Here is a 19,672-nt window from a genome sequence, read left to right on the forward strand (position 1 = left end):
CTCCCGCTTGCGGGGGAGGGCTGGGGTCGGATATCGCCGCGAATCCCATCGTGCATGGTACGAAAGTAGGCACCGGCACGATGCCGCCGGCACGAATACCGGCGGCGCAACATGCGGTTGTTAAGCTTTTTCTGAAACTTTGCGGGCGGCGCTAATGCCTGGAGTTCCGCAGGTCCCATGTTCACGCTTCGATCGATTGCCGCCCGCCTGATCCTGGCGATCTCACTGACCGTTGCAGTCGCCTGCGCCATCCTCGGCGGCTTCTCCATCAGCCAGCAGCGCGCGCTGACCCGGCTCGCGCTCGATCAGCAGCTCAAGCTGCAATATGACAGCGTGATTGCAGCGATCGAATATGAGGGGCGCGCGGCACTGGCCGTCTCAGCCGTGATCGCCGCCTTGCCGCCGGTCGAAGACGCCATCGCCAGGGGCGACCGCGATGGCCTCGGCAAGCTGCTCGGCGCTCCCTGGGCCTCGATCAAGGCGCAGGGCATCCCGCTGATTTCGTTCTGGCAGGCCCCGGCGACGAGCTTCTACCGCGTCCACGCGGCGAAAACTTTCGGCGACGACGCCTCGGCGCGGCGCACGACGGTGGTGGAGTCGATCAAGGCCGGCAAGCCGATCGTCGGCGTCGAGCCCGGCCGCGAAGCGCTTTCGATCTTCGGCATGACCCCGATCATGCACGACGGCAAGACGCTGGCCAATGTCGACGTCGGCGCCGCCTTCGGCAAGGAATTCGTCGACCGCGCCAAGAAGCGCTTTGGCATCGACCTCGCCGTGCATTCCTTCGACGGCCAGAGCTTCAAGCGGCTGTCCTCGACCTTCGGCGACACCGTGGTCGCGACCCAGGACGAGCTCAAGGGTGTGATGAACGGTTCGGCCCTGCTGCGCGACGCTGATCTCGACGGCCATGCCGTGGAGCTCTATCTCGGGCAGATCAAGAACTATGCCGGTGCGCCGGTCGCCGTGCTCGAGATCATCAAGGACACCAGCGACTATGAAGCCGCGGCGTCAAGCGCGCAGCGCAATCTGATCCTTGGCACGGTCGCGATCCTGGCCGCAGCCGTATTGCTCGCCTTCCTGCTCGGCCGCGGCCTGTCCCGGCCGCTGACCGCGATTACCGCAGTGATGAACCGCCTGTCGAGCGGCGACACCAGCGTCACGATTCCCGGCAGCGAGCGCCGCGACGAGCTCGGCACCATGGCCAAGGCGGTCGACGTGTTCCGCCGCGGCATGATCGAGACCTCTTCGCTGCGCGACGCGCAGGAGGCCGACAAGGTGAAGGCTGCGGCCGACAAGCAGGCGCTGCAGCGGCAGATGGCCGACCGTTTCGAATCCGACGTCAAGGGCATGGTCGCCGCGGTCGCGCGGTCGTCGAGCGACATGCAGCGCGTCGCCAACGAGATCACCACCAGCGTCAACGGCGCCTCGGAACGGACCACGGCGGCGGCCGCCGCGTCCGAGGAGGCATCGGCCAGCGTCAATGCGGTCGCAGCCGCCACCGAAGAGCTGGCCTCCTCGATCACCGAGATCGGCCGCCAGGTCACCCATTCCAGCCATGTCGCCGACAATGCCGTCGCCAAGGCCAGGGAGACCACCGAGATGGTGACGAGCCTCGCCGCATCTGCCGAGAAGATCGGCGACGTGCTGCGCCTGATCAGCGCGATCGCCAGCCAGACCAATCTGCTGGCGCTCAACGCCACCATCGAGGCGGCGCGCGCCGGCGAGGCCGGCCGCGGCTTTGCCGTGGTCGCCGCCGAGGTGAAGGGATTGGCGAGCCAGACCGCGAAGGCGACCGAGGAAATTGCCGGCCAGGTTGGCGCGATCCAGTCAGCCACCGGCAATTGCGTCGGCGCAATCGGCGACATCAGCGGCACCATCCGCGAGATCTCGGGGATCGCGACCGCCATCGCGGCCGCCGTCGAGCAGCAGGACTCGGCGACGCGGGAGATTGCCCGCAGCGTGCAGCAGGCCTCCGCCGGGACCGTCGAAGTCTCCGCCAATATCGCCGGCGCGAGCGAGGCCGCCGGCCAATCCCGCGCCCTCACCGGCAGCGTGCTGGATACGTCCGGCCAGCTCGGCGATCACGCCTCCGCGCTGTCGCACAGCGTCGACACCTTCCTCGCCGGGCTGCGCAACGCCGCTTAATCTTACTGTGCCATAGGCACAATACCCGTCATCCGTCACCCTGAGAGGATGTGAGGCTATATCCTCGTCCACCGCTGTCATCGCCCGGCTCGACCGGGCGATCCAGTACGCCGCGGCCCCTCGGCGCAAGCACTGCGGTCTCTGGAATACTGGATCACCCGCATGCGCGGGTGATGACACTGAGCAAGCTGAGCAATCACCCCGTCACCCTGAGGAGCGCGCTCTTGCGCGCGTCTCGAAGGGTCGACGGCCACCAGCGGGGCCGTGCACCCTTCGAGGCTCGCAAGAGCTCGCACCTCCAGCGACAAAGGCGAAGCCTTTGCGCGAGGATGACGGGCCAGGAAGCGTACGCCTCGGGCCTATCACGCAGCAGTACCAGAGCGTGATCACGGCCAGGGCAGCACGGGCGGCGGCGGCGATCGCTCCGCATTGTCGTCCGGCCCTGCCCCGGTCCGTCCCCAATCGCCCATGAACGGCATTTTGAGCAGCCCGCGCAGCGACTGCTTCTCGGGATCATCAAAACCATCGAGGCCGTAACGCAGCTCCGCGAAGCGCGGACCGTGATTGTAGGTGCCGCCGAGCCGGTCCCAGATCGAGAGCAGGTTCGAGTAGTTGCTGTCGGTCTCGGGCTGATGACGGGAATGATGCATCTTGTGCATGTTCGGCGTCACGAAGACGAGCCGCAGCCAGCGGTCGAGCCGCTCCGGCAGGCGGATATTGGCATGCTCGAACTGCGCGTTCAGCGCCGACAGCGTCAAATAAGTGACCAGCACCCAGGCCGGCGTTCCGAACACGATCACGCCTGCGATGTGCCAGCCGATCCGCCACAGCGTTTCGCCGGGATGCTCACGGAAGGCCGTGGTCACGTCGACGAAACGGTCGGCATGGTGCATGCGGTGGAAGCGCCACATCCAGCCGAGTTTGTGCATCGAGACGTGGGCGAAATAGGCGAACAGGTCGAGCCCGATGAGGCCGAGCAGCAGCTGGCTCGGCGGTGACAGGCCGAGCCACCAGGACAGGCCGAACTTCGCATCCCACGTCCATTGCGCGGCCAGCGGCGACAACGGGCTGAGCAGCAGGTTCACGCCGACGAAGATTACGGTGATGGCGACGTTGCGGCCGATGTTGCGCATCCGCTCGCCGCGGCCGTAGCTGAACAGCGGAAACGCGGCCTCGAACAGCAGCACGATTGCGAACGACGCGAGCAGAAACGCGATGCGTGAACCGGTCGACGGCAGCTCGATATTGGCCATCTCGCCCGCGCCCGGATGCTACAAAAGTTTCGCAAAGCCGATCATGTCGATTGCTCCTCTCTTTACAAAACGAATATTCGTTCTTTATAATGGGCGGCAACGATCGTCAAGGTCGGCCCTGCACCGGGCGTGCGGTGCCCGCTTCGCGACTGACAAGGACCGACAATGCCGAAGGTGAAACCCGAGACCCTTGCGATCCGCCGCGAGGAGATCCTGCAGGCCGCGGAGATCTGCTTTGCGCGCCAGGGATTCCACCAGACCACGATCCAGGACGTGATCAAGCAGTCCGGGCTCAGCGCCGGCTGCATCTACGGGCATTTCGCCGGCAAGGAGGAACTGATCCAGGCGATCGGGGAAAGTCGCCATGGTCGCGACGGCGCGCTGCTCACGGTCAAGGACCGGTCGGACGATGTGTTGCAGAACCTGCGATCGATCGCCCGTGGCTTTCTCGGTGACCTGCAGAAGGAAGAAGGCCTGCGCGCCCGCCGCGTCGCGTTGCAGCTCTGGGCGGAAGCGCTGCGCGACGACGTGGTCCGCGACCAGGTGACCAGCGGCATCCGCCAGCCGATCGCCTTGATCGTGGACCTGCTGCGGCGCGGTCAGAAGAGCGGCGCGATCGACCGCAGCGTGCAGCCGCGCGGCGCAGCGCGGGCGATGGTCGCGATGTTCCAGGGCATCGTGCTGCAGCGGCTGTGGGGCGAAACCGTCTCGACATCTGAGGCGATGCACGCCTTCGACATCTTCCTCGCCGGCCTCGCCGCCAAACGCTGACGGAGGACACAGTGATCATCCACGACCTCCTTGCCGGCATCGTCACGGACCTCGCCGGCGGATTGACCGCAGGCCTGCTCGGCGTCAGCCCCGGCGGCGGCCTCGTCGTGTTCTCGGTGCTGCTGCTCGGCGCCGGCCAGCATGTCGCGCAAGGCATCTCCCTGGTCGCGCAGGTGCCGCCGACCAGTCTGACCGGGATCAGGCGCTATTGGAAAGGCGGCAACCGCACGCCGATGCGCTGGATCGCCTTGCTGACGGTCGGCTTCGTCACCGGTGGCGCCGCCGGCGCGCTCGCGGCAAACCATGTCGCCGAGCCCGCGCTGCGCTGGACCTATGTGGCCTATCTCGTCGCGCTTGACGCGATGCTGATCCTGCGCGGCGGGCGCGACAAGCCGGAGCATGACGCCGACGGTGCCACGCGCGACATATCGTGGCTGGCGCTGCTCATTGTTGGCCTGCTGGCCGGTCTGTCGTCCGGCTTTCTCGGCATCGGCGGCGGACTGGCGACCGTGGTCGGATTGAGCGCCGTGCTCGGGGTGCCGCAGCATCAGGCGCAGATGGCGAGCCTGGTGATGTCGCTGATCCCGACGACGATCCCCTCGGCCTGGATCTATTGGAGCGAGGGTTCGCTCGCGTCATGGCCGGTGCTGGCAGGCGTGATCGTCGGCCTGCTCGCCGGCACCGATCTCGGCGCCCGCGCCGCCAACCGCATCGACCGCGCGACGCTGCGGATCGCAATGATCTTCTTCGTGTCGCTGATGGCGGTCTATATGACGTTCAAGGCGCTGTGGTAGATAGGCGCAATACGTCCTCCTTAGCGGAGCCCATCATGCGCAAGCCGGCAAGATCGACCAGCAAAGCGGCACGGCGTCCGCAAGCGAAATCGACAGACGCGCTGTTCGACGCCTACCCTGCCCCCGTCAAGGCCAGGCTGCTGGCACTGCGGCGCCTGATCTTGAAGACCGCGAAGGCGACCAGGGGCGTCGGCGCGCTGGAGGAGACGCTGAAATGGGGTCAGCCGAGCTACCTGACGCCGGAGACCGGCAGCGGCAGCACGATCCGGATCGATCAGGTGAAGCCGGCCGCCGGCCAGGTCGCGGTCTACTTCCATTGCCAGACCAATCTGGTCGAGACCTTCCGCGAACTCTATCCCGAGCTCAGCTACGGCGGCAACCGCGCGATCCTGCTCGACGTCGCCGGCAAGCTTCCGGAGGTAGCGCTGCGCCATTGTGTTGCGCTGGCGCTGACGTATCATTTGAACAGGCGGAAGCCGGGGTAGCAGCCGTCGACATAGGGTGGGCAAAGGCGCGGCATTAGGTGGCAAACTCACCAAGCTGCATCTAGGGCGATGCTGCCTGTTTTGCTACTATTCCACCCATGAAACAGACATCATGGGCCAGCGCCTTGTTGATTGCGATACTAGCCGTCATTTACGGCGGGATCGGAGCGTATCTAGGTCATTGTGTCGGTATAGGATGGCTTTGGGGCGGAGTCGCTGGGAGCGCTGCTTTTGCGGCGGAGGCCGCGCTCCACTACGTGCTGTCGCCCTTCGTCGATAGACGACGCCGCCGATGAATGCCCTTGTAGCGAACGTAGGATGGGCAAAGGCGCGAAGCGACGTGCCCACCATTCACGTCGCGCTCGCGATGGTAGGCACGCTAACGTTTCGCCCACCGTATGATGTTGGCTTTCGCCAGGACGACAGAGAAATAGATTGCACGAGAAACATCCACGTCGTCCCGGCGAAGGCCGGGACCCATACTCCGCGGCGGATGTTGTGAATGGGACTCGTCATTCCGGCGACGCGCAACGACCGGCATTTGGGGTTATGGGTCCCGGCCTTCGCCGGGACGACACTGAATTTATTGCACGATCCAGCGCAATGACGCGGTGGAGGCAGCTTCCTTACGCTATGCCGCCGTCGCGACACGCTGCGCCTTCAGCAGGCTGATGACCTCGGCGTTCGGCCACGCCCGGCTGAACAGAAAGCCCTGGCCCTCGTGGCAGCCTTCGGCGCGCAGGCAGCTCAACTCCGCCTCGGTCTCGACGCCCTCGGCGGTGATGGTGACGCCGAGCCCGATGCCGAGGCTAACGATCGAACGCACGATCGCCTGCGCGTCGGGGTTCGCGCCGAGGTCGCGCACGAACGACTGGTCGATCTTGATCTTGTCGAACGGGAAGCTGCGCAGATAGCTGAGGCTCGAATAGCCGGTGCCGAAATCGTCCATCGACATCCGCACCCCGAGCGCGCGCAGCGCATGCAGCGTCGCCAGCACCTGGCTGCTCTTCTCGAGCAGCAGCGTCTCGGTGATTTCGAGCTCGAGCCGCCGCGCCGGCAGGCCGGATTGCCGCAGCGCGTCGGTGATCAGCGCCAGCAGATTGCCGGTGCGGAATTGCAGCGGCGACAGATTGACCGCGACGCGCACGTCATCGGGCCATTGCGCCGCATCTATGCAGGCGCGATGCAGCATCAGCGAGCCCAATGGGTTGATCAGGCCGGTCTCCTCGGCCACCGGAATGAACTCGCCGGGCGAGATCATGCCGCGTTCCGGATGCGGCCAGCGTACCAGGGCCTCGAAGCCGGTGATGCGTCCGCTCGCGAGATCGACCAGCGGCTGGTAATAGGGCCGCAGGCCTTCGTTCTGGATCGCATCGCGCAGATCGATCTCGATCTTGCGGCGGCTCTGGGCGCGCGCGTCCATCTCGGCCTCGAAGAACGAGAAGGTGCCGCGGAATTCGCTCTTGGCGCGCGACAATGCCATGTCGGCGCTCTTCAACAGCTTTTCGGAATCCTCGCCATCGCCGGGCGACATCGCGATCCCGATGCTGGCGCCGATCACCACCGAATGTCCCTCGAGCAGATAGGGCTCGCCGATCGCATCCAGGATCCGCCGTGCCAGCAGCACCGCGTCCTCAGGCCGCATCACGCCGCCCTGCACGATGGTGAATTCATCGGAGTTGAGACGCGCCAGCGCATCTTCCTCGCGCAGCGTCGAGCGCAGGCGCTTGGCGACCCCACGCAACAGCTTGTCGCCGATGCCGTGGCCGAGCGTCTCGTTGACCGCCTTGAAATTGTCGAGCCCGAGGATCAGCACCGCAACCTTGTCGGTCGAGCGGCGGGTGTGCTGCAGCATCTCGTCCATCTGCTGACGCAGCAGGTTGCGGTTGGGCAGCCCGGTCAGGCTGTCGTGTTGGGCCATGAAGGCGAGCCGCGCCTCGGCGCGCTTGCGCTCGGTGATGTCCATCAGCGCGAGCAGCATCGCCGGCTGGTCGCCATGCATCAGTTGGCGCGAATAGATCGCAAGGTCGATCAGCGTGCCGTCCGCGCGTACATGCTTCCAGGTCCGCACCGCCTGCTCGTCGCTGCTGCGGCCGGCGGCCCAGGGCAGCTCAGTATCGAACGCCTGCAGGCTCCTGATCGTCATTCGCTCGAATTCGGCACGGACGTAGCCGTAATGCGCGATCGCGGCGTCGTTGACGGCGAGGATCCGTTCGCCGTCGAGCGCACACAGGATCATCGGCACCGGATTGCCGTCGAACAGCAGGCGGAACGACGCTTCGCGCTGCTTCAGTTCGGTGATGTCGACGCGCAGACCGACGATGCCGCCATCGGCGGTCAGCCGCTCCTCGATCAATACCACGCGGCCGTCGGCCAGCACCTGCTCGTGCCGCTCGCCCGGCTGATACATCTTCTTGACCCGTTCGGCGATCCACTCTTCCTCACGGCCTTTGGCCTCGGGATAATCGCCGCGTGCGACGCCGATGCGGATGGTGTCTTCCAGGCGCGCACCGTACTCGAACAGATCGGAGCTGCGCTGGTAGATTTCCGAGTATTTCTTGTTCCAGAGCGTGTAGCGGCCCTCGGGGTCCAGGAACACGATGCCCTGCGGCAGGATGTCGATCGCCTCGCGCAATCGCGCGTTCGACTTGCGCGCCTCGGCGATCGCGGCCTCAGCCTGCGCGCGCTGGCGCACCAGCTCGCCGATCTCGACGGCAGGGCGGCGCGAGCAGCCCGACACTTTCGGCACCGCCTGGGGCCGGCGCCCCCGGGAGCGGGCCGGTTTGGCCTGGTTTGGTTTCTTGATCTTCTTCGGCCGCATCATCGGTATCGCACGCCCCACGCGCATTCCAGCTCGGCGATATTTCTGCGATAAGTCTCTGAAAAATTGGTATCTCTTGGCGAAGCGCTGCGCTGTATGAGATATCAGGGCATGCCTGCTTTGCAGGCGAGTTCACGCCACGCGCGAGTTGCCGGCGGTGTGCAAGCGACGAACAGCGCAGATTTGCAGCGTGGGAGCGCCGAACCGTGGTGAAGGAAGCGTAAATCAGCGCGCGAATGCCCAATGAATGCGCCGAAAGCGCTGCAACCGCATCAATCTTTGCCAGCATGTGACAGGGTTATTGCAGGGTTAAGGCGCTGCGCGCTTCAGCCCGTCTGCGTGCCATGCGGGCTAGAGTATTTTCGGTTCTGATTGAATCAGAACCGAAGCTCCAGCTTTTTGTTTTGACGCGTTTTCTTCACGCGAACCGGTGTCCACTTCGCTCGAAAGCGCTCTAGTTGGTGATCTGGATCCGCGTGCCGCCGCGGCCGTTGCGCTCGACCAGCCCATAGAGCTGTGCTGCGTGCGAGGGATGCAGGCGCACGCAGCCATGCGAGGCCGGCCCGCCGAGACGCGTGAGCTCGTAGGTGCCATGGATGGCAAAGCCGCGATGGAAGAAGATCGAGTGCGGCATCGGCGAGTTGTAATACTTCCGCGAGTACCAGCGGCGCGCCAACATCTGCGGACGGAAGACTCCGCTCGGCGTGCCATAGCCGCGGCGGCCGGTCGACACCGGCCAGTTGTAGCGCGTCGCGCCGTCGACGCTGACCGCCATGCGCTGGGCTGATTTATCGATGTGAACGACGAGGTCGGCCCGCGCCGGAGACAAAGCCAATGTCGACGCGGCGATCGCGGCGGCAAATGCCAGCCGTACGCATACGCTTGTCATAATGACGCCTACCCTGAAATTATTGCGGGCATGATGTCGCCTGCAACGCGTGCTTGTAAAGTGGCGCGGCTCACATGCGCGCCAGGAAGCCGCGGGTAATCTTAATCCGGCTTGTGGGCGATCAAGCAAATGGGATGAATGCGCGGTTCGCCTGGTTCGAATCCATGCTAGCCTCGCGTATTCAGAGTGATCCGAATGACACCCCGCCTTCGTCTGATCCCGCTCCTGATCCCAATCCTCGTCGCCTGCACCATCTCCGCGCGGGCGCAGGACAAGGGCTCGCTCACTCCGCAGCCATTGCCGCCGCTCGCTAACCCTAACGATCCAAAGATCGGGGCGAAGGAGCTGTTCGCACGCAAGGTGCTGCCCGCGGCGATGCCGACGCGATCGATCGGCGGCTACACCAAGGGCTGCCTTGCCGGCGCTGCGCAGATGCCGCTCAACGGCGACACCTGGCAGGTGATGCGCTTGTCGCGCAACCGCTACTGGGGTCACCCCGACATGATCGCACTCTTGAAGCGGCTCGCGGCCAACGCGCACAAGGATGCCGGTTGGCCGGGCATCCTGGTCGGCGATATCGGCCAGCCGCGCGGCGGCCCTGCACTCACCGGTCACGCCAGCCACCAAATCGGGCTCGACGCCGATATCTGGCTGACGCCGATGCCGGATCGCAAATTGTCGCGCGAGGATCGTGAGGAGATGTCGGCGGTGATGATGGTGCGCGACGACCGGCTCGATATCGATCCGCGCGTGTTCACACCGGCTCACGTGCTCGTCATCCGCGATGCGGCGCGGGAGCCGGCGGTGCAGCGCATCTTCGTCAATCCCGCCATCAAGAAAGCACTGTGCCGCGACGCCAAGGGCGACCGCAGCTGGCTGTCGAAGGTCCGGCCGTGGTGGGGCCACGACTACCATTTCCACATCCGCATGCGATGCCCGTCCGGCAGCCCCGAATGCGAGGGACAGAAGCCGCAGTCGGAAGGCGAAGGCTGCAAGCCATCCGACCTCGCCTACTGGTTCAAGGATTCGGTGCTGCATCCGAAGCCTCCGCCGAAGCCGCCGAAACCGCGCCCGCCGACGACGCTGGCGCAGTTGCCGGCGGACTGCAAGGCGGTGCTGAACGCAGCTGACGCCAAGCAGTAGCATACAAGCAATAACATCTTCGTCAGGCGGCTATGCCGGCCGGCTCGAACTGCGTTATGATCTGATGCCGTCGCGCCGTAAGCGCGTACGAGCGATGGGATCGGGGCCGCTGATCTGTTTCATCCGTCATCATCTTAATGGACCAGACATGCGCAAATCGCTCCTCGCCGCATCGCTCCTGCTCGTCTCGGCTCCCGCTTTCGCGGCGGAAGAGCCGAGCGGCTGCGACAAGTTCAAATGGTCGATCGACCGCGCACGCGCCGCGCTCACCGCGCCCGATCGCGCCAAGCTCGCCTCCGGCAGCGAGCAGACCGCACTGCCGTCGACCGCCGTCACGCTGGCGCTGGTCACGCCCGGCGACGCCAAATTGCCGACGCCGCCGGAGCGCGCGCCGAAGGACGGCACCTTCGCCGGCTTCACCAGCTTCAAGGCCGCGAAGGCCGGGCTTTATACGGTCAGCCTCTCGGCCGGGGCCTGGGTCGACCTGGTGCAGGACGGCATTTCCTGAAGCCGAAGGCGTTCAGCGGCGCCACCGATTGCGACGGTATCCGCAAAACCATGAAATACGACCTCGCCGCCAGCCCCTTCGTGCTCCAGGTCAGCGGCTCAAAAGAGAACTCGCTGTCGATCGCGATCCAACCGGCGGATGAATAGGGCACCCGGTTAGACAAACGGTCGCCTTTACCGTAAGCCTCAGCCTGCTATGTTTGCAGTGCGATATCCCTGAGGACCGTAAGTCCTTCGGGGATCAGCGGAACAGCGCTTCCGTCCGTCGCAGGCCAGACTTCACCCAACGCCTGATTTGCGCGTGCTGGTTCGCGCGCGAGTTCGCACGGAGCGCTTTCCATGTCACGACTTGCCGGACTTTTCACTGCCTTCATCATCCTGCTCGGCGCGATCCATTCGCCCGCGCGCGCCGAGGACAAGACGCTCACCGTCTTTGCCGCCGCCTCGATGAAGAACGCGCTCGACGACATCGACGCGGCCTACACCGCCAAGACCGGCGTCAAGATCAGCGCCAGCTATGCCGCGAGCTCGGCATTGGCAAAACAGATCGAGCAGGGCGCGCCGGCCGACGTGTTCGTCTCCGCCGACACCGACTGGATGGACTACGCGATCAAGCAGAAGAACATCAATGAGCAGACCCGGGTCAACCTGCTCGGCAACTCGATCGTACTGATCGCGCCGAAGGATTCCAAGATCGACAACGTCAACATCGGACCCGGCTTCGATATCGCCAAGCTCGCCGGCGACGGCAGGATCGCGACCGGCGACGTCAAGGCGGTGCCGGTCGGCAAATACGCCAAGGCTGCGCTCGAGAAGCTCGGCGCCTGGCAGGCGGCGGAGCCGAAATTCGCGATGGCCGACAGCGTGCGCGCGGCACTGACGCTGGTGGCGCGCGGCGAAGCCGTGCTCGGCATCGTCTATTCGACCGACGCCAAGGTCGAGCCCGGCGTCAAGATCGTCGGCACCTTCCCGGCCGACAGCCATCCGGCCATCATCTATCCGGTCGCGGCGACCACGACCGCGAAGCCGGAGACCGCGGAGTATCTCGCCTTCCTGCGTTCGTCCGCAGCGAAGACGATCCTCGAGAAATATGGCTTCAAGTTCCTGATCAGCCCGACGACCTGAGCGTGTTTGAGATCTCGCCGACCGAATGGACGGCGATCCTGCTGTCGCTGCGGGTCGCCATCATCGCAACGCTGGTGGCGACGCCATTTGGAATCGCGCTCGCCTGGCTGTTGGCGCGGCGCGATTTCTGGGGCAAGTCGCTGCTCGATGCCGCCGTGCATCTGCCGCTTGTGCTGCCGCCGGTCGTCACGGGTTATCTCCTGCTGCTGACCTTCGGCAAGCGCGGCCTGGTCGGCGGCTGGCTGGCCGATCATCTCGGCATCGTGTTCGCGTTCCGCTGGACTGGCGCGGCGCTGGCCTGCGGCGTGATGTCGTTTCCGCTGCTGGTGCGGCCGATCCGTCTCTCGATCGAGGCGGTCGATCGCCGCCTCGAGCAGGCCGCCGAAACGCTCGGCGCGGCGCCGTGGCGGGTATTCGCAACGGTGACGCTGCCGCTCGCTTTGCCGGGCGTGCTGGCCGGGATGGTGCTCGGCTTTGCCAAGGCGATCGGCGAGTTCGGCGCCACCATCACCTTCGTCTCCAACATCCCCGGCGAAACCCAGACCATCTCGTCGGCGATCTATTCGCTGATCCAGACGCCGGACGGCGACACCGCCGCCGCGCGGCTCGTGATCATCTCGGTCGTGCTCGCGGTCGGCGCGCTGATCGCCGCCGAAGTGTTCGCGCGCCGCGCCACCGCGCGCCTGCACGGGCAATAGCGATGCTGCGCGTCGACATCACCAAACAGCTCGGCGAGTTTACGCTTGCGGCATCGTTCACCAGCGAGGGCCGCGTCACCGGCCTGTTCGGCGCGTCCGGCTCCGGCAAGACCTCGCTGATCAACACCATCGCGGGGCTGTTGCGCCCGGACCGCGGCACGATCGTGATCGACGGCGAGACCGTCGACGACACCGCCGCCGGCATCCACGTGCCGACCTGGCGCCGTCGCATCGGCTACGTCTTCCAGGACGCACGGCTGTTTCCGCATCTCGATATCAGGCAGAACCTCGACTACGGCCGCCGCATGAACGGCCTCGCCGAGGATCCCGCGCAACACAAGCGCGTCGTTGACCTGCTCGACATCGGCGCCCTGCTCGACCGCCGCCCCGGAAAACTCTCCGGCGGCGAGCGCCAGCGCATCGCGCTCGGCCGCGCGCTGTTGTCGAAGCCGCGGCTGTTGCTGCTGGACGAGCCGCTGGGCGCGCTCGACGAAAGCCGCAAGCTCGAGATCCTGCCCTATCTGGTGCGGCTGCGGGACGAGGCCGGCGTCCCCATGGTCTATGTCAGCCACGACGCGGCCGAGCTGCGCCAGCTCGCCACCCAGATCGTGATGCTGCGCCGCGGCCAGGTGACCGCGTTCGGCGGTGTCAAGGTGCTGACATCTGGCGCCTAGGAGCTTGTCTGGATAGTCGCTGTTCAAATCTGGTCGGGTCTGATTCAACATTGGGCGATGAGCAAGTATTTTCGGCCTTGGAACATCGATCAGACGCTGCTTCTGCCGCCGAATGTGCAGGACTTCGTGCCGAAAGGCCATGTCTCGCGGTTTATGGTTGATCTGGTGCGGGAGAGCCTCGATCTCAGGGAGATCATGGGCAGCTATGTGAGCGGGCTTGGGCAGCCGCCGTTTGATCCGCGGATGATGGTGGCGCTGCTGCTGCATAGCTATGCGAGTGGGCTGTATTCGTCGCGTCGGATTGCCAAGGCCTGCCGGGAGCGGAACGATTTTGTGATGATCGTGGCGCTGGATGCGCCGGATTTTCGGACGATCAGCGACTTTCGCAAGCGACATTTGAAGGCGCTCGGCGCGCTATTCGTGCAGGTTCTGAAGTTGTGCGAGACGGCCGGGCTGGTCAAGCTCGGTCATGTCGCGCTGGATGGTACGAAGATCAAGGCGAACGCGTCGAAACACAAGGCGATGAGTTATGAGCGCATGAAGAAGCGCGAGGCGGAATTGAAGGCCGAGGTCGCTCGCATGCTGGCGGCCGCCGAGGCGGCGGATGCCTCGGAGGATGAGACTTTCGGCAACAGCGACGAACTGCCGGACTGGACCGTCGACAAGCAGAAACGGCTGGCGAAGATCCAGCAAGCGATGGCGGCGCTGGAAGCGGACGCCAAACTGGCGGCGGAGGAAGAGCGCCGCATCGAGGCCGAAAAGGAACAGCAGCGCCAGGCCGAAGGCCGCAAGAAGCCGGGCAAACCGGCGGCGCTGCCATCGGAGGAACCCAATCCCAAGGCGCAACGCAACTTCACCGATCCGGAAAGCCGCATCATGAAGTCGAAGGATGGCTTCGTTCAGGCCTATAATGCCCAGGCGGCCGTCGATGCACATGCCCAGATCATTGTCGCGCAAGAACTGACCCAGCACGGCAGCGATCAGGGCCAGTTGGTGCCCCTGATCGAGGCCATCGAGAGCAATCTTGGCCGCAAGCCGCGGCAGGCCTCAGCGGATTCCGGCTACTGCAGCGAAGCCAATCTCGAAGCGCTCGACACACGCAGCATCGATGGCTATGTCGCGCCCGGACGCGCCAAACACCCGACAGTAGCGAACGGAAAAGTCGGCGGCCCGCTGACACAGGCCATGCGAAAGAAGATCGACGATGGCGGCTTCGAAACACCCTACCGATTGCGAAAGCAAGTAGTGGAGCCGGTGTTCGGGCAGATCAAACAGGCAAGAGGCTTCCGCCAGTTCCTGTTGCGGGGCATCGAGAAAGTGCGCGCCGAGTGGACAATGATCTGCACCGTCCATAACCTCCTCAAGCTGTTCAACCTCGCAAACGCAGCCTGAGCCTGCTACTCTACAACAAATGCCCGTCACGAAAACATATCTGGACGGGCTCCTAGAGCTTCGGTTCTGATTGAATCAGAACCGAAGCTCTGGATTCTTGTTTTGACGCGTTTTCTTCACGCGAACCGGTGTCCACTTCGCTCGAAAACGCTCTAGCTGGCCGTTTTTCCGAAAGTCGGCATAAGATAGCCAATCTTGTCTGCTAGGCCCGCATCGGGCATCCGATCGGGCATGGGGAAAGGCACATTGTGCGACTGACAGGCTGGGTACTTCTGCTGATCGGCGCGGCGCTGTGCGCCACGATTTCGTGGGCCGCGCTCGGCTTCCTGCTGATGGGCGTCGGCCTGATCGCGCTGCAGGTCGCCGAACGCCGCCGAAGCCCGGCAGATGATCCCGCGCCGGCAGCCGCCGCGGGATTTACCCCTCCGCGCCTCAGTGCCGGGCTGCAGCCGCCGACCCTCGACCCGGTCACCGGCCAGGACGCCGGACCTCAGCGTCAGCCCCGCCGGATGGCATGGCCCGATTCTTGGCCCGACAAGAACGGCGCGCCCTACGACCGGGAGGCGTGGCGACGGCTGGTCGAGAGCGATCCTGATCTGGCCCAGCTCGCGCATGTCCTCGCCGATTACGGCCCGCAATATGTCGACGAGCTGGCGGCCAGCTATCTCGCTGCCCCCGACAAGAGCCGCCTGGGGGCGATCGTCGACGGCATCATCGCGCGGGCCCGCAGCGGTCAGCCGGTCCCGCCGGCCCCCCCAGTCGAGGCGTCGCGGCCACCGCCCGTGGTCGGGGTATCGCTGCCGCCGCCGGTGCCGCCCCGGCAGGAGCCGAAGCAGGTGGTCGTCCCTGCCGCCAAGTCAGCGGCGCCGCCGACACCGCCGAGCAATCCCGCCGATGCGCTGGAATCGTCCCTGCTCGCAACGGTCGAGGAGGCTTCCGCCAGGCTCGCCGCCGAACGCGCGGGTCTCTTCAAGCCCGGCAGGGAGCCCAGCAAGGCAACCGAGAACCGGCCGCCGACGGCGAACCAGCGGGAACCGCTGTTCGGTCGCGCGCCCCGGGACACGAAGCCCGCCGCACCGCCGCCGGTGTCGATACCGATGCCGGCTGAGACTCCCGCCGATCTCGAAGCATCGTTGATCGCCGCAGTCAGCCAGGCCGCCGCCAAACGGGCTGATACCCCCAAGCCTCCACCGATACCGGAGCGCGCGCCGATCGCGGCGATGCCCGAGCAGGACGCCCGCGCCGTCGCGCCCAACCAGCCGAAGCCCGCTCCGCCGGCGCCACTGCCACCTCCGCCCACCATCACACCGGTCGCGAAGCCACCGGCCGCCAAGACAGCTGGAAAGACAGCGGCCGACGACCTCGACGAGACGCTGCTCGCGGCGCTGGCCGAGATTTCCGGCCAGAAGTTCAAGGACGAGCCCAAGCCGGGCTCGCCTGGCTCGCCGGCCGACGACGGCCTGTCCGACATGATCAAGAAGTTCGCGCCGGATTCGACCTTCCTGCGCAAGCAGTAGCGCTCAGACCCCCGCCACCGACGCCCAGATATCGGCGAGCTTGCGCCGCACGATCTGCATCCGCGTCTGCGGCGCGACCGCCTCCTCTTCCTCCGGCAGCCGCAGGCCGACGACATTGACGCGGCCGCCGCTGATGCTGCGCGCCACCAGCACGATCTCGTCGAGCGCAAGCTCGGCGCCTTCCTTCGGCGCGCGGTCGAGATTGATGTCGAAATAATCCGCCAGCGTCAGCTTGGCCTGGTGCTCATCGACCTTGACGCCATAGATCTCGGCGAGCTCGCCCAGCGTATGCTCGCCCGAGACCATGAAGTCGCCGAGCAGATGCGGATCGGGCGTGCTCGATGGCGCCATGTCGACGAAGAAGCGGTCGAGCGCCTCGGCGCGCTCCGGCGGCGCCAGCAGATAGATGTAGTCGCCCGGCGCGACCGGATCGGCCTCGACAGGCGTCAGGATCCGCTCGTCGCGGATCACCAGGGTCGGCTTCGACCAGGACGGAATCAGCCCGCGGCGGAAATACAGGCTCTTCGGCCGCACCGGATAGCCGACCAGCTGCTGCTCGAGCTGGCCAGGCAGGTCCAGTTCGACGCGACGCGGGCCGCGTTCGGCGCGCGGCAGCGCGACATGCAGCCGCCGCGCCGCCGGTCCCAGCGTCCAGCCCTGCAGCAACAGCGAGATGATGACGACGACGAAGGCGACGTCGAAATACAGATAGGCCTTCGACAGGCCGACCAGCATCGGGATCGAGGCGAGGAAGATCGCGACCGCGCCGCGCAGCCCGGTCCAGGCGATGAAGATCTTTTCCCGCCAGTTGAACTTGAACGGCGCGAGGCAGATCAGCACCGCCAGCGGCCGCGCCACCAGCATCAGCGCGAAGGCCACCAGCACGGCGCCGCCGGCGCTGGAGAGCAGGCGATGCGGCGACACCAGCAGGCCGAGCAGCACGAACATCACGATCTGCGCCAGCCAGGTCGCGGCGTCGAGGAATGTCACCACCGAATTATGCGCGCGGGTCGGCCGGTTGCCGATGATGATACCGGCGAGATAGACCGCGAGGAATCCCGAAGCATGCACGATCTGCGAGCCGCCGAAGATCACCAGTGCCGCTGTGGTGACGAACGGCGCATGCAGGCCCTGCGGCAGCGCCACATAGTTCAGCGCCAGCACCACCAGCCGGCCGCCGATCACCCCGATGATGGCGCCGAGCACGGCTTCCTGGATGAACTCCATCGCGATGTGCGAGGCGGAGCTCTGGCCGATCGAGATGAACTCGACCAGCATCAAAGTGAGGAAGATCGCGAACGGATCGTTGGTACCGGACTCCGCCTCCAGCGTCGCGCCGACGCGCGGGCGCAGGCGCAGGCCCTGGGTGTGCACCAGAAGGAACACCGCCGCGGCGTCGGTCGAGGCCACCACGGCGCCGACCAGCAGCGATTCGGTCCAGTTGAGGTCGAGCACATAGCGGGCGACCGGCGCCGTGATCAGCGCGGTCAACAGCACGCCGGCGGTCGCCAGCACCATCGACGGCACCAGCACGGTGCGGATGCTGGCAAACCGCGTCTTCAATCCGCCGTCGAACAGGATCAGCGCCAGCGCCACCGAGCCGACCAGATAGGTGGTGCGGACGTCGTCGAACTGCAGTTGGCCGGGGCCGGAATCGCCCGCCAGCATGCCGACCAGCAAGAACACCAGCAGCAAGGGGGCGCCGAACCGCAACGCCAGCAGGCTCGACAGGATGCCGGCCATCACCAGCACCGCGCCGAGCAGGATCGCTATACTGACGGAGTCGAGGGATGCCATGCGCCTTCGGGGGTCTCAAATACTTGCAATTGCATCCTTATCGTCGCCACACCGGGACGCCAAACGATTTCTGCCTTAAGCGGCAATGTGCCCGGTCCCGCTGCCCCGAGATCCTTTTCCGTTCCGACAAAATCGGAACGGGGCTCTCGATTCTTGTTCTGACGCGTTTTCTTCACGCGAACCGGTGACCACTTCGCTCGAAAACGCTCTAATGCGCCTCGACACTGTGGTGTATCGATGGTCGCGCGCGCGCCGTTGTGGGAATCTCCCAACACCTTCGAATCACATTTGCCTGACCCGCACTGCAAGTTGAGAATTTACCGATGGACATGAGCTGGAAGGACGTCCTGGAATCGATCCAAATGGCGGCGCGCTCGGTCGGCGCCGAGGTCGCCTCGCCCTGGTTCTATCTGCAGTTCGGCATCATCCTCGCCGCCGCGGGCCTCGCCTACGCGGCCGATACCGCCATTCACGCACGGGTCGAATTGTCGTCGCTGGCGAGCCGCTGGCCGCTGCCGCTCCGGCACTTTGCCCGCGTGATGGTGACGAGCGCCTCGACCGCCGTGTTCGCGGTGCTGATGGTGATCTCGCGCATCGTGATGTGGCACGCCACCTGGCCGAGCCGCAGCTACCTGATCGCGGTCTCCGCCAAGCTGGCGCTGGCCTGGCTCGTGATCCGCCTCGTGACCTCGGTGATCGACAACGCCTTCATCGTCAAGACGGTGTCGATCGCGGCCTGGGTGGTCGCGGCACTCAGCATCGTCGGCCAGCTCGATTGGGCGGCCGACACGCTGGATTCGTTTGCGGTCGTGGTCGGCGGCCTCCGCCTCACCCCGCTGCTGCTGCTCAAGGCCGGCGCGCTCCTGATCGTGGCGCTGTGGCTGACCAACCTGGCCAGCAATTTCGCCGAGAGCCGCATCAACCGCGCCACCGATCTGACGCCCTCGATCCAGGTGCTGCTGGTCAAGATCATCCGCATCGGCCTGATGGTGCTGGCGATCGCGATCGCGCTCGGCGCGGTCGGCATCAACCTGTCCGCGCTCGCGGTGTTCACCGGTGCTGCCGGCGTCGGCATCGGTCTCGGTTTGCAGAAGATCGTCGCCAATTTCATCAGCGGCCTGATCCTGCTGGTCGACAAATCGGTGAAGCCCGGCGACCTCGTCACGATCGGCGACAATTCGGGCCGGATCAGCGCGATGAAGACCCGCTACATCTCGGTCGCCGCCGGCGACGGCCGCGAGTTCCTGATCCCGAACGAGGATCTGGTGACGCAGAAGGTCACCAACTGGACCTACACCGACAAGAACACGCTGGTGAAGATCGCCTTCTCCACCAACTACGACGCCAATCCGCGGCAGGTCTGCAAGCTCGCGATCGAGACCGCAACGGCCCATCCGCGCGCCACCAAGGGCCGGACACCGAACTGCATCCTGACCGAATTCGCCGAGCCCGGGATGAAGTTCTCCTTGACCTTCTGGATCGCCGATCCCGACGGCATGGACAATGTGAAGAGCGACGTCATGCTGGCGCTGTGGGACGCCTTCAAGCAGCAAGGCATCAGGGTGCCCTACCCGGTGCGGGAACTCCGGATCCGCGGCGGCGCGCTGCCGGTCGAGAGCGTGGTCGAGGTCTCCAGCTAGCGCTTGAGCGCCATTTTTTTG

The 19,672-nt window shown here is 65.5% G+C and carries 15 protein-coding genes and 1 pseudogene; 12 read left to right on the forward strand and 4 right to left on the reverse strand.

Annotated elements, in window-relative coordinates:
* Positions 1–177: 177 nt before the first annotated feature.
* Entirely contained in the window at positions 178–2,145 is a 1,968-nt protein-coding gene (locus HAP48_RS12310) for a methyl-accepting chemotaxis protein (protein WP_166213577.1), read from the forward strand.
* A gap of 386 nt (positions 2,146–2,531) precedes the next feature.
* On the opposite strand, the gene HAP48_RS12315 is transcribed toward HAP48_RS12310, so the two are convergent.
* Complete coding sequence (locus HAP48_RS12315) at positions 2,532–3,398, reverse strand: sterol desaturase family protein (protein ID WP_224497029.1); 867 nt, start codon at positions 3,396–3,398, stop codon at positions 2,532–2,534.
* 165 nt (positions 3,399–3,563) lie between these two features.
* On the opposite strand from HAP48_RS12315, the gene HAP48_RS12320 reads away from it, so the two are divergent.
* The 3 genes from HAP48_RS12320 to HAP48_RS12330 are packed head-to-tail and all read left to right on the forward strand — an operon-like array spanning position 3,564 to position 5,448.
* Entirely contained in the window at positions 3,564–4,169 is a 606-nt protein-coding gene (locus HAP48_RS12320; RefSeq protein WP_166213576.1) for a TetR/AcrR family transcriptional regulator, read from the forward strand.
* A gap of 11 nt (positions 4,170–4,180) precedes the next feature.
* On the forward strand, positions 4,181–4,963 hold the full coding sequence (locus HAP48_RS12325; RefSeq protein WP_166213575.1) for a sulfite exporter TauE/SafE family protein: 783 nt from the start codon (positions 4,181–4,183) through the stop codon (positions 4,961–4,963).
* 35 nt (positions 4,964–4,998) lie between these two features.
* Entirely contained in the window at positions 4,999–5,448 is a 450-nt protein-coding gene (locus tag HAP48_RS12330) for a DUF1801 domain-containing protein (protein ID WP_166213574.1), read from the forward strand.
* Between the two features lie 631 nt (positions 5,449–6,079).
* On the opposite strand, the gene HAP48_RS12335 is transcribed toward HAP48_RS12330, so the two are convergent.
* Both HAP48_RS12335 and HAP48_RS12340 read right to left on the reverse strand, forming a co-directional pair.
* Positions 6,080–8,269 carry a putative bifunctional diguanylate cyclase/phosphodiesterase gene (locus HAP48_RS12335; RefSeq protein ID WP_175612330.1) on the reverse strand — a complete coding sequence of 730 codons (2,190 nt, stop codon included), beginning with the start codon at positions 8,267–8,269 and terminating at the stop codon, positions 6,080–6,082.
* A 454-nt stretch (positions 8,270–8,723) separates the two neighbouring features.
* Positions 8,724–9,158, reverse strand: a complete 435-nt coding sequence (locus HAP48_RS12340; RefSeq protein ID WP_224497030.1) for a L,D-transpeptidase — start codon at positions 9,156–9,158, stop codon at positions 8,724–8,726.
* A 195-nt stretch (positions 9,159–9,353) separates the two neighbouring features.
* Between HAP48_RS12340 and mepA the strand changes: the two genes are divergently transcribed.
* From mepA to HAP48_RS12375, 7 genes and pseudogenes are all read left to right on the forward strand, one after another.
* Positions 9,354–10,301, forward strand: a complete 948-nt coding sequence (gene mepA / locus HAP48_RS12345) for a penicillin-insensitive murein endopeptidase (protein WP_166213573.1) — start codon at positions 9,354–9,356, stop codon at positions 10,299–10,301.
* Between the two features lie 148 nt (positions 10,302–10,449).
* Positions 10,450–10,955: pseudogene (locus HAP48_RS12350) on the forward strand (hypothetical protein).
* Between the two features lie 192 nt (positions 10,956–11,147).
* A complete protein-coding gene (modA, locus tag HAP48_RS12355; RefSeq protein WP_166213572.1) occupies positions 11,148–11,933 on the forward strand; it encodes a molybdate ABC transporter substrate-binding protein in 786 nt (261 codons plus the stop codon).
* 2 nt (positions 11,934–11,935) lie between these two features.
* Positions 11,936–12,631: a molybdate ABC transporter permease subunit gene (modB, locus tag HAP48_RS12360; protein ID WP_166213571.1), complete on the forward strand. Its 696-nt coding sequence runs from the start codon at positions 11,936–11,938 to the stop codon at positions 12,629–12,631.
* Between the two features lie 2 nt (positions 12,632–12,633).
* On the forward strand, positions 12,634–13,305 hold the full coding sequence (gene modC / locus HAP48_RS12365; protein WP_166213570.1) for a molybdenum ABC transporter ATP-binding protein: 672 nt from the start codon (positions 12,634–12,636) through the stop codon (positions 13,303–13,305).
* Between the two features lie 57 nt (positions 13,306–13,362).
* Complete coding sequence (locus HAP48_RS12370) at positions 13,363–14,697, forward strand: IS1182 family transposase (RefSeq protein ID WP_166202952.1); 1,335 nt, start codon at positions 13,363–13,365, stop codon at positions 14,695–14,697.
* A gap of 248 nt (positions 14,698–14,945) precedes the next feature.
* Positions 14,946–16,214 (forward strand): hypothetical protein, encoded by a 1,269-nt coding sequence (locus tag HAP48_RS12375; protein WP_166213569.1) that lies wholly within the window; start codon positions 14,946–14,948, stop codon positions 16,212–16,214.
* A gap of 3 nt (positions 16,215–16,217) precedes the next feature.
* Here the strand turns inward: HAP48_RS12375 and HAP48_RS12380 are convergent, their stop codons facing one another.
* Entirely contained in the window at positions 16,218–18,011 is a 1,794-nt protein-coding gene (locus HAP48_RS12380) for a potassium/proton antiporter (RefSeq protein WP_166213568.1), read from the reverse strand.
* A gap of 323 nt (positions 18,012–18,334) precedes the next feature.
* On the opposite strand from HAP48_RS12380, the gene HAP48_RS12385 reads away from it, so the two are divergent.
* Complete coding sequence (locus tag HAP48_RS12385; protein WP_166213567.1) at positions 18,335–19,651, forward strand: mechanosensitive ion channel family protein; 1,317 nt, start codon at positions 18,335–18,337, stop codon at positions 19,649–19,651.
* Positions 19,652–19,672 lie beyond the last annotated feature (21 nt).

The organism is Bradyrhizobium septentrionale, assembly GCF_011516645.4.
GTDB lineage: Bacteria > Pseudomonadota > Alphaproteobacteria > Rhizobiales > Xanthobacteraceae > Bradyrhizobium > Bradyrhizobium septentrionale.

Coding starts and splice junctions, on each gene's coding strand:
- HAP48_RS12310 (WP_166213577.1), top strand. CDS start 178: ATGTTCACGCTTCGATCGATTGCCGCCCGCCTGATCCTGGCGATCTCA.
- HAP48_RS12315 (WP_224497029.1), bottom strand. CDS start 3,398: ATGGCCAATATCGAGCTGCCGTCGACCGGTTCACGCATCGCGTTTCTG.
- HAP48_RS12320 (WP_166213576.1), top strand. CDS start 3,564: ATGCCGAAGGTGAAACCCGAGACCCTTGCGATCCGCCGCGAGGAGATC.
- HAP48_RS12330 (WP_166213574.1), top strand. CDS start 4,999: ATGCGCAAGCCGGCAAGATCGACCAGCAAAGCGGCACGGCGTCCGCAA.
- HAP48_RS12335 (WP_175612330.1), bottom strand. CDS start 8,269: ATGCGGCCGAAGAAGATCAAGAAACCAAACCAGGCCAAACCGGCCCGC.
- HAP48_RS12340 (WP_224497030.1), bottom strand. CDS start 9,158: ATGACAAGCGTATGCGTACGGCTGGCATTTGCCGCCGCGATCGCCGCG.
- mepA (WP_166213573.1), top strand. CDS start 9,354: ATGACACCCCGCCTTCGTCTGATCCCGCTCCTGATCCCAATCCTCGTC.
- modA (WP_166213572.1), top strand. CDS start 11,148: ATGTCACGACTTGCCGGACTTTTCACTGCCTTCATCATCCTGCTCGGC.
- modC (WP_166213570.1), top strand. CDS start 12,634: ATGCTGCGCGTCGACATCACCAAACAGCTCGGCGAGTTTACGCTTGCG.
- HAP48_RS12370 (WP_166202952.1), top strand. CDS start 13,363: ATGAGCAAGTATTTTCGGCCTTGGAACATCGATCAGACGCTGCTTCTG.
- HAP48_RS12380 (WP_166213568.1), bottom strand. CDS start 18,011: ATGGCATCCCTCGACTCCGTCAGTATAGCGATCCTGCTCGGCGCGGTG.
- HAP48_RS12385 (WP_166213567.1), top strand. CDS start 18,335: ATGGACATGAGCTGGAAGGACGTCCTGGAATCGATCCAAATGGCGGCG.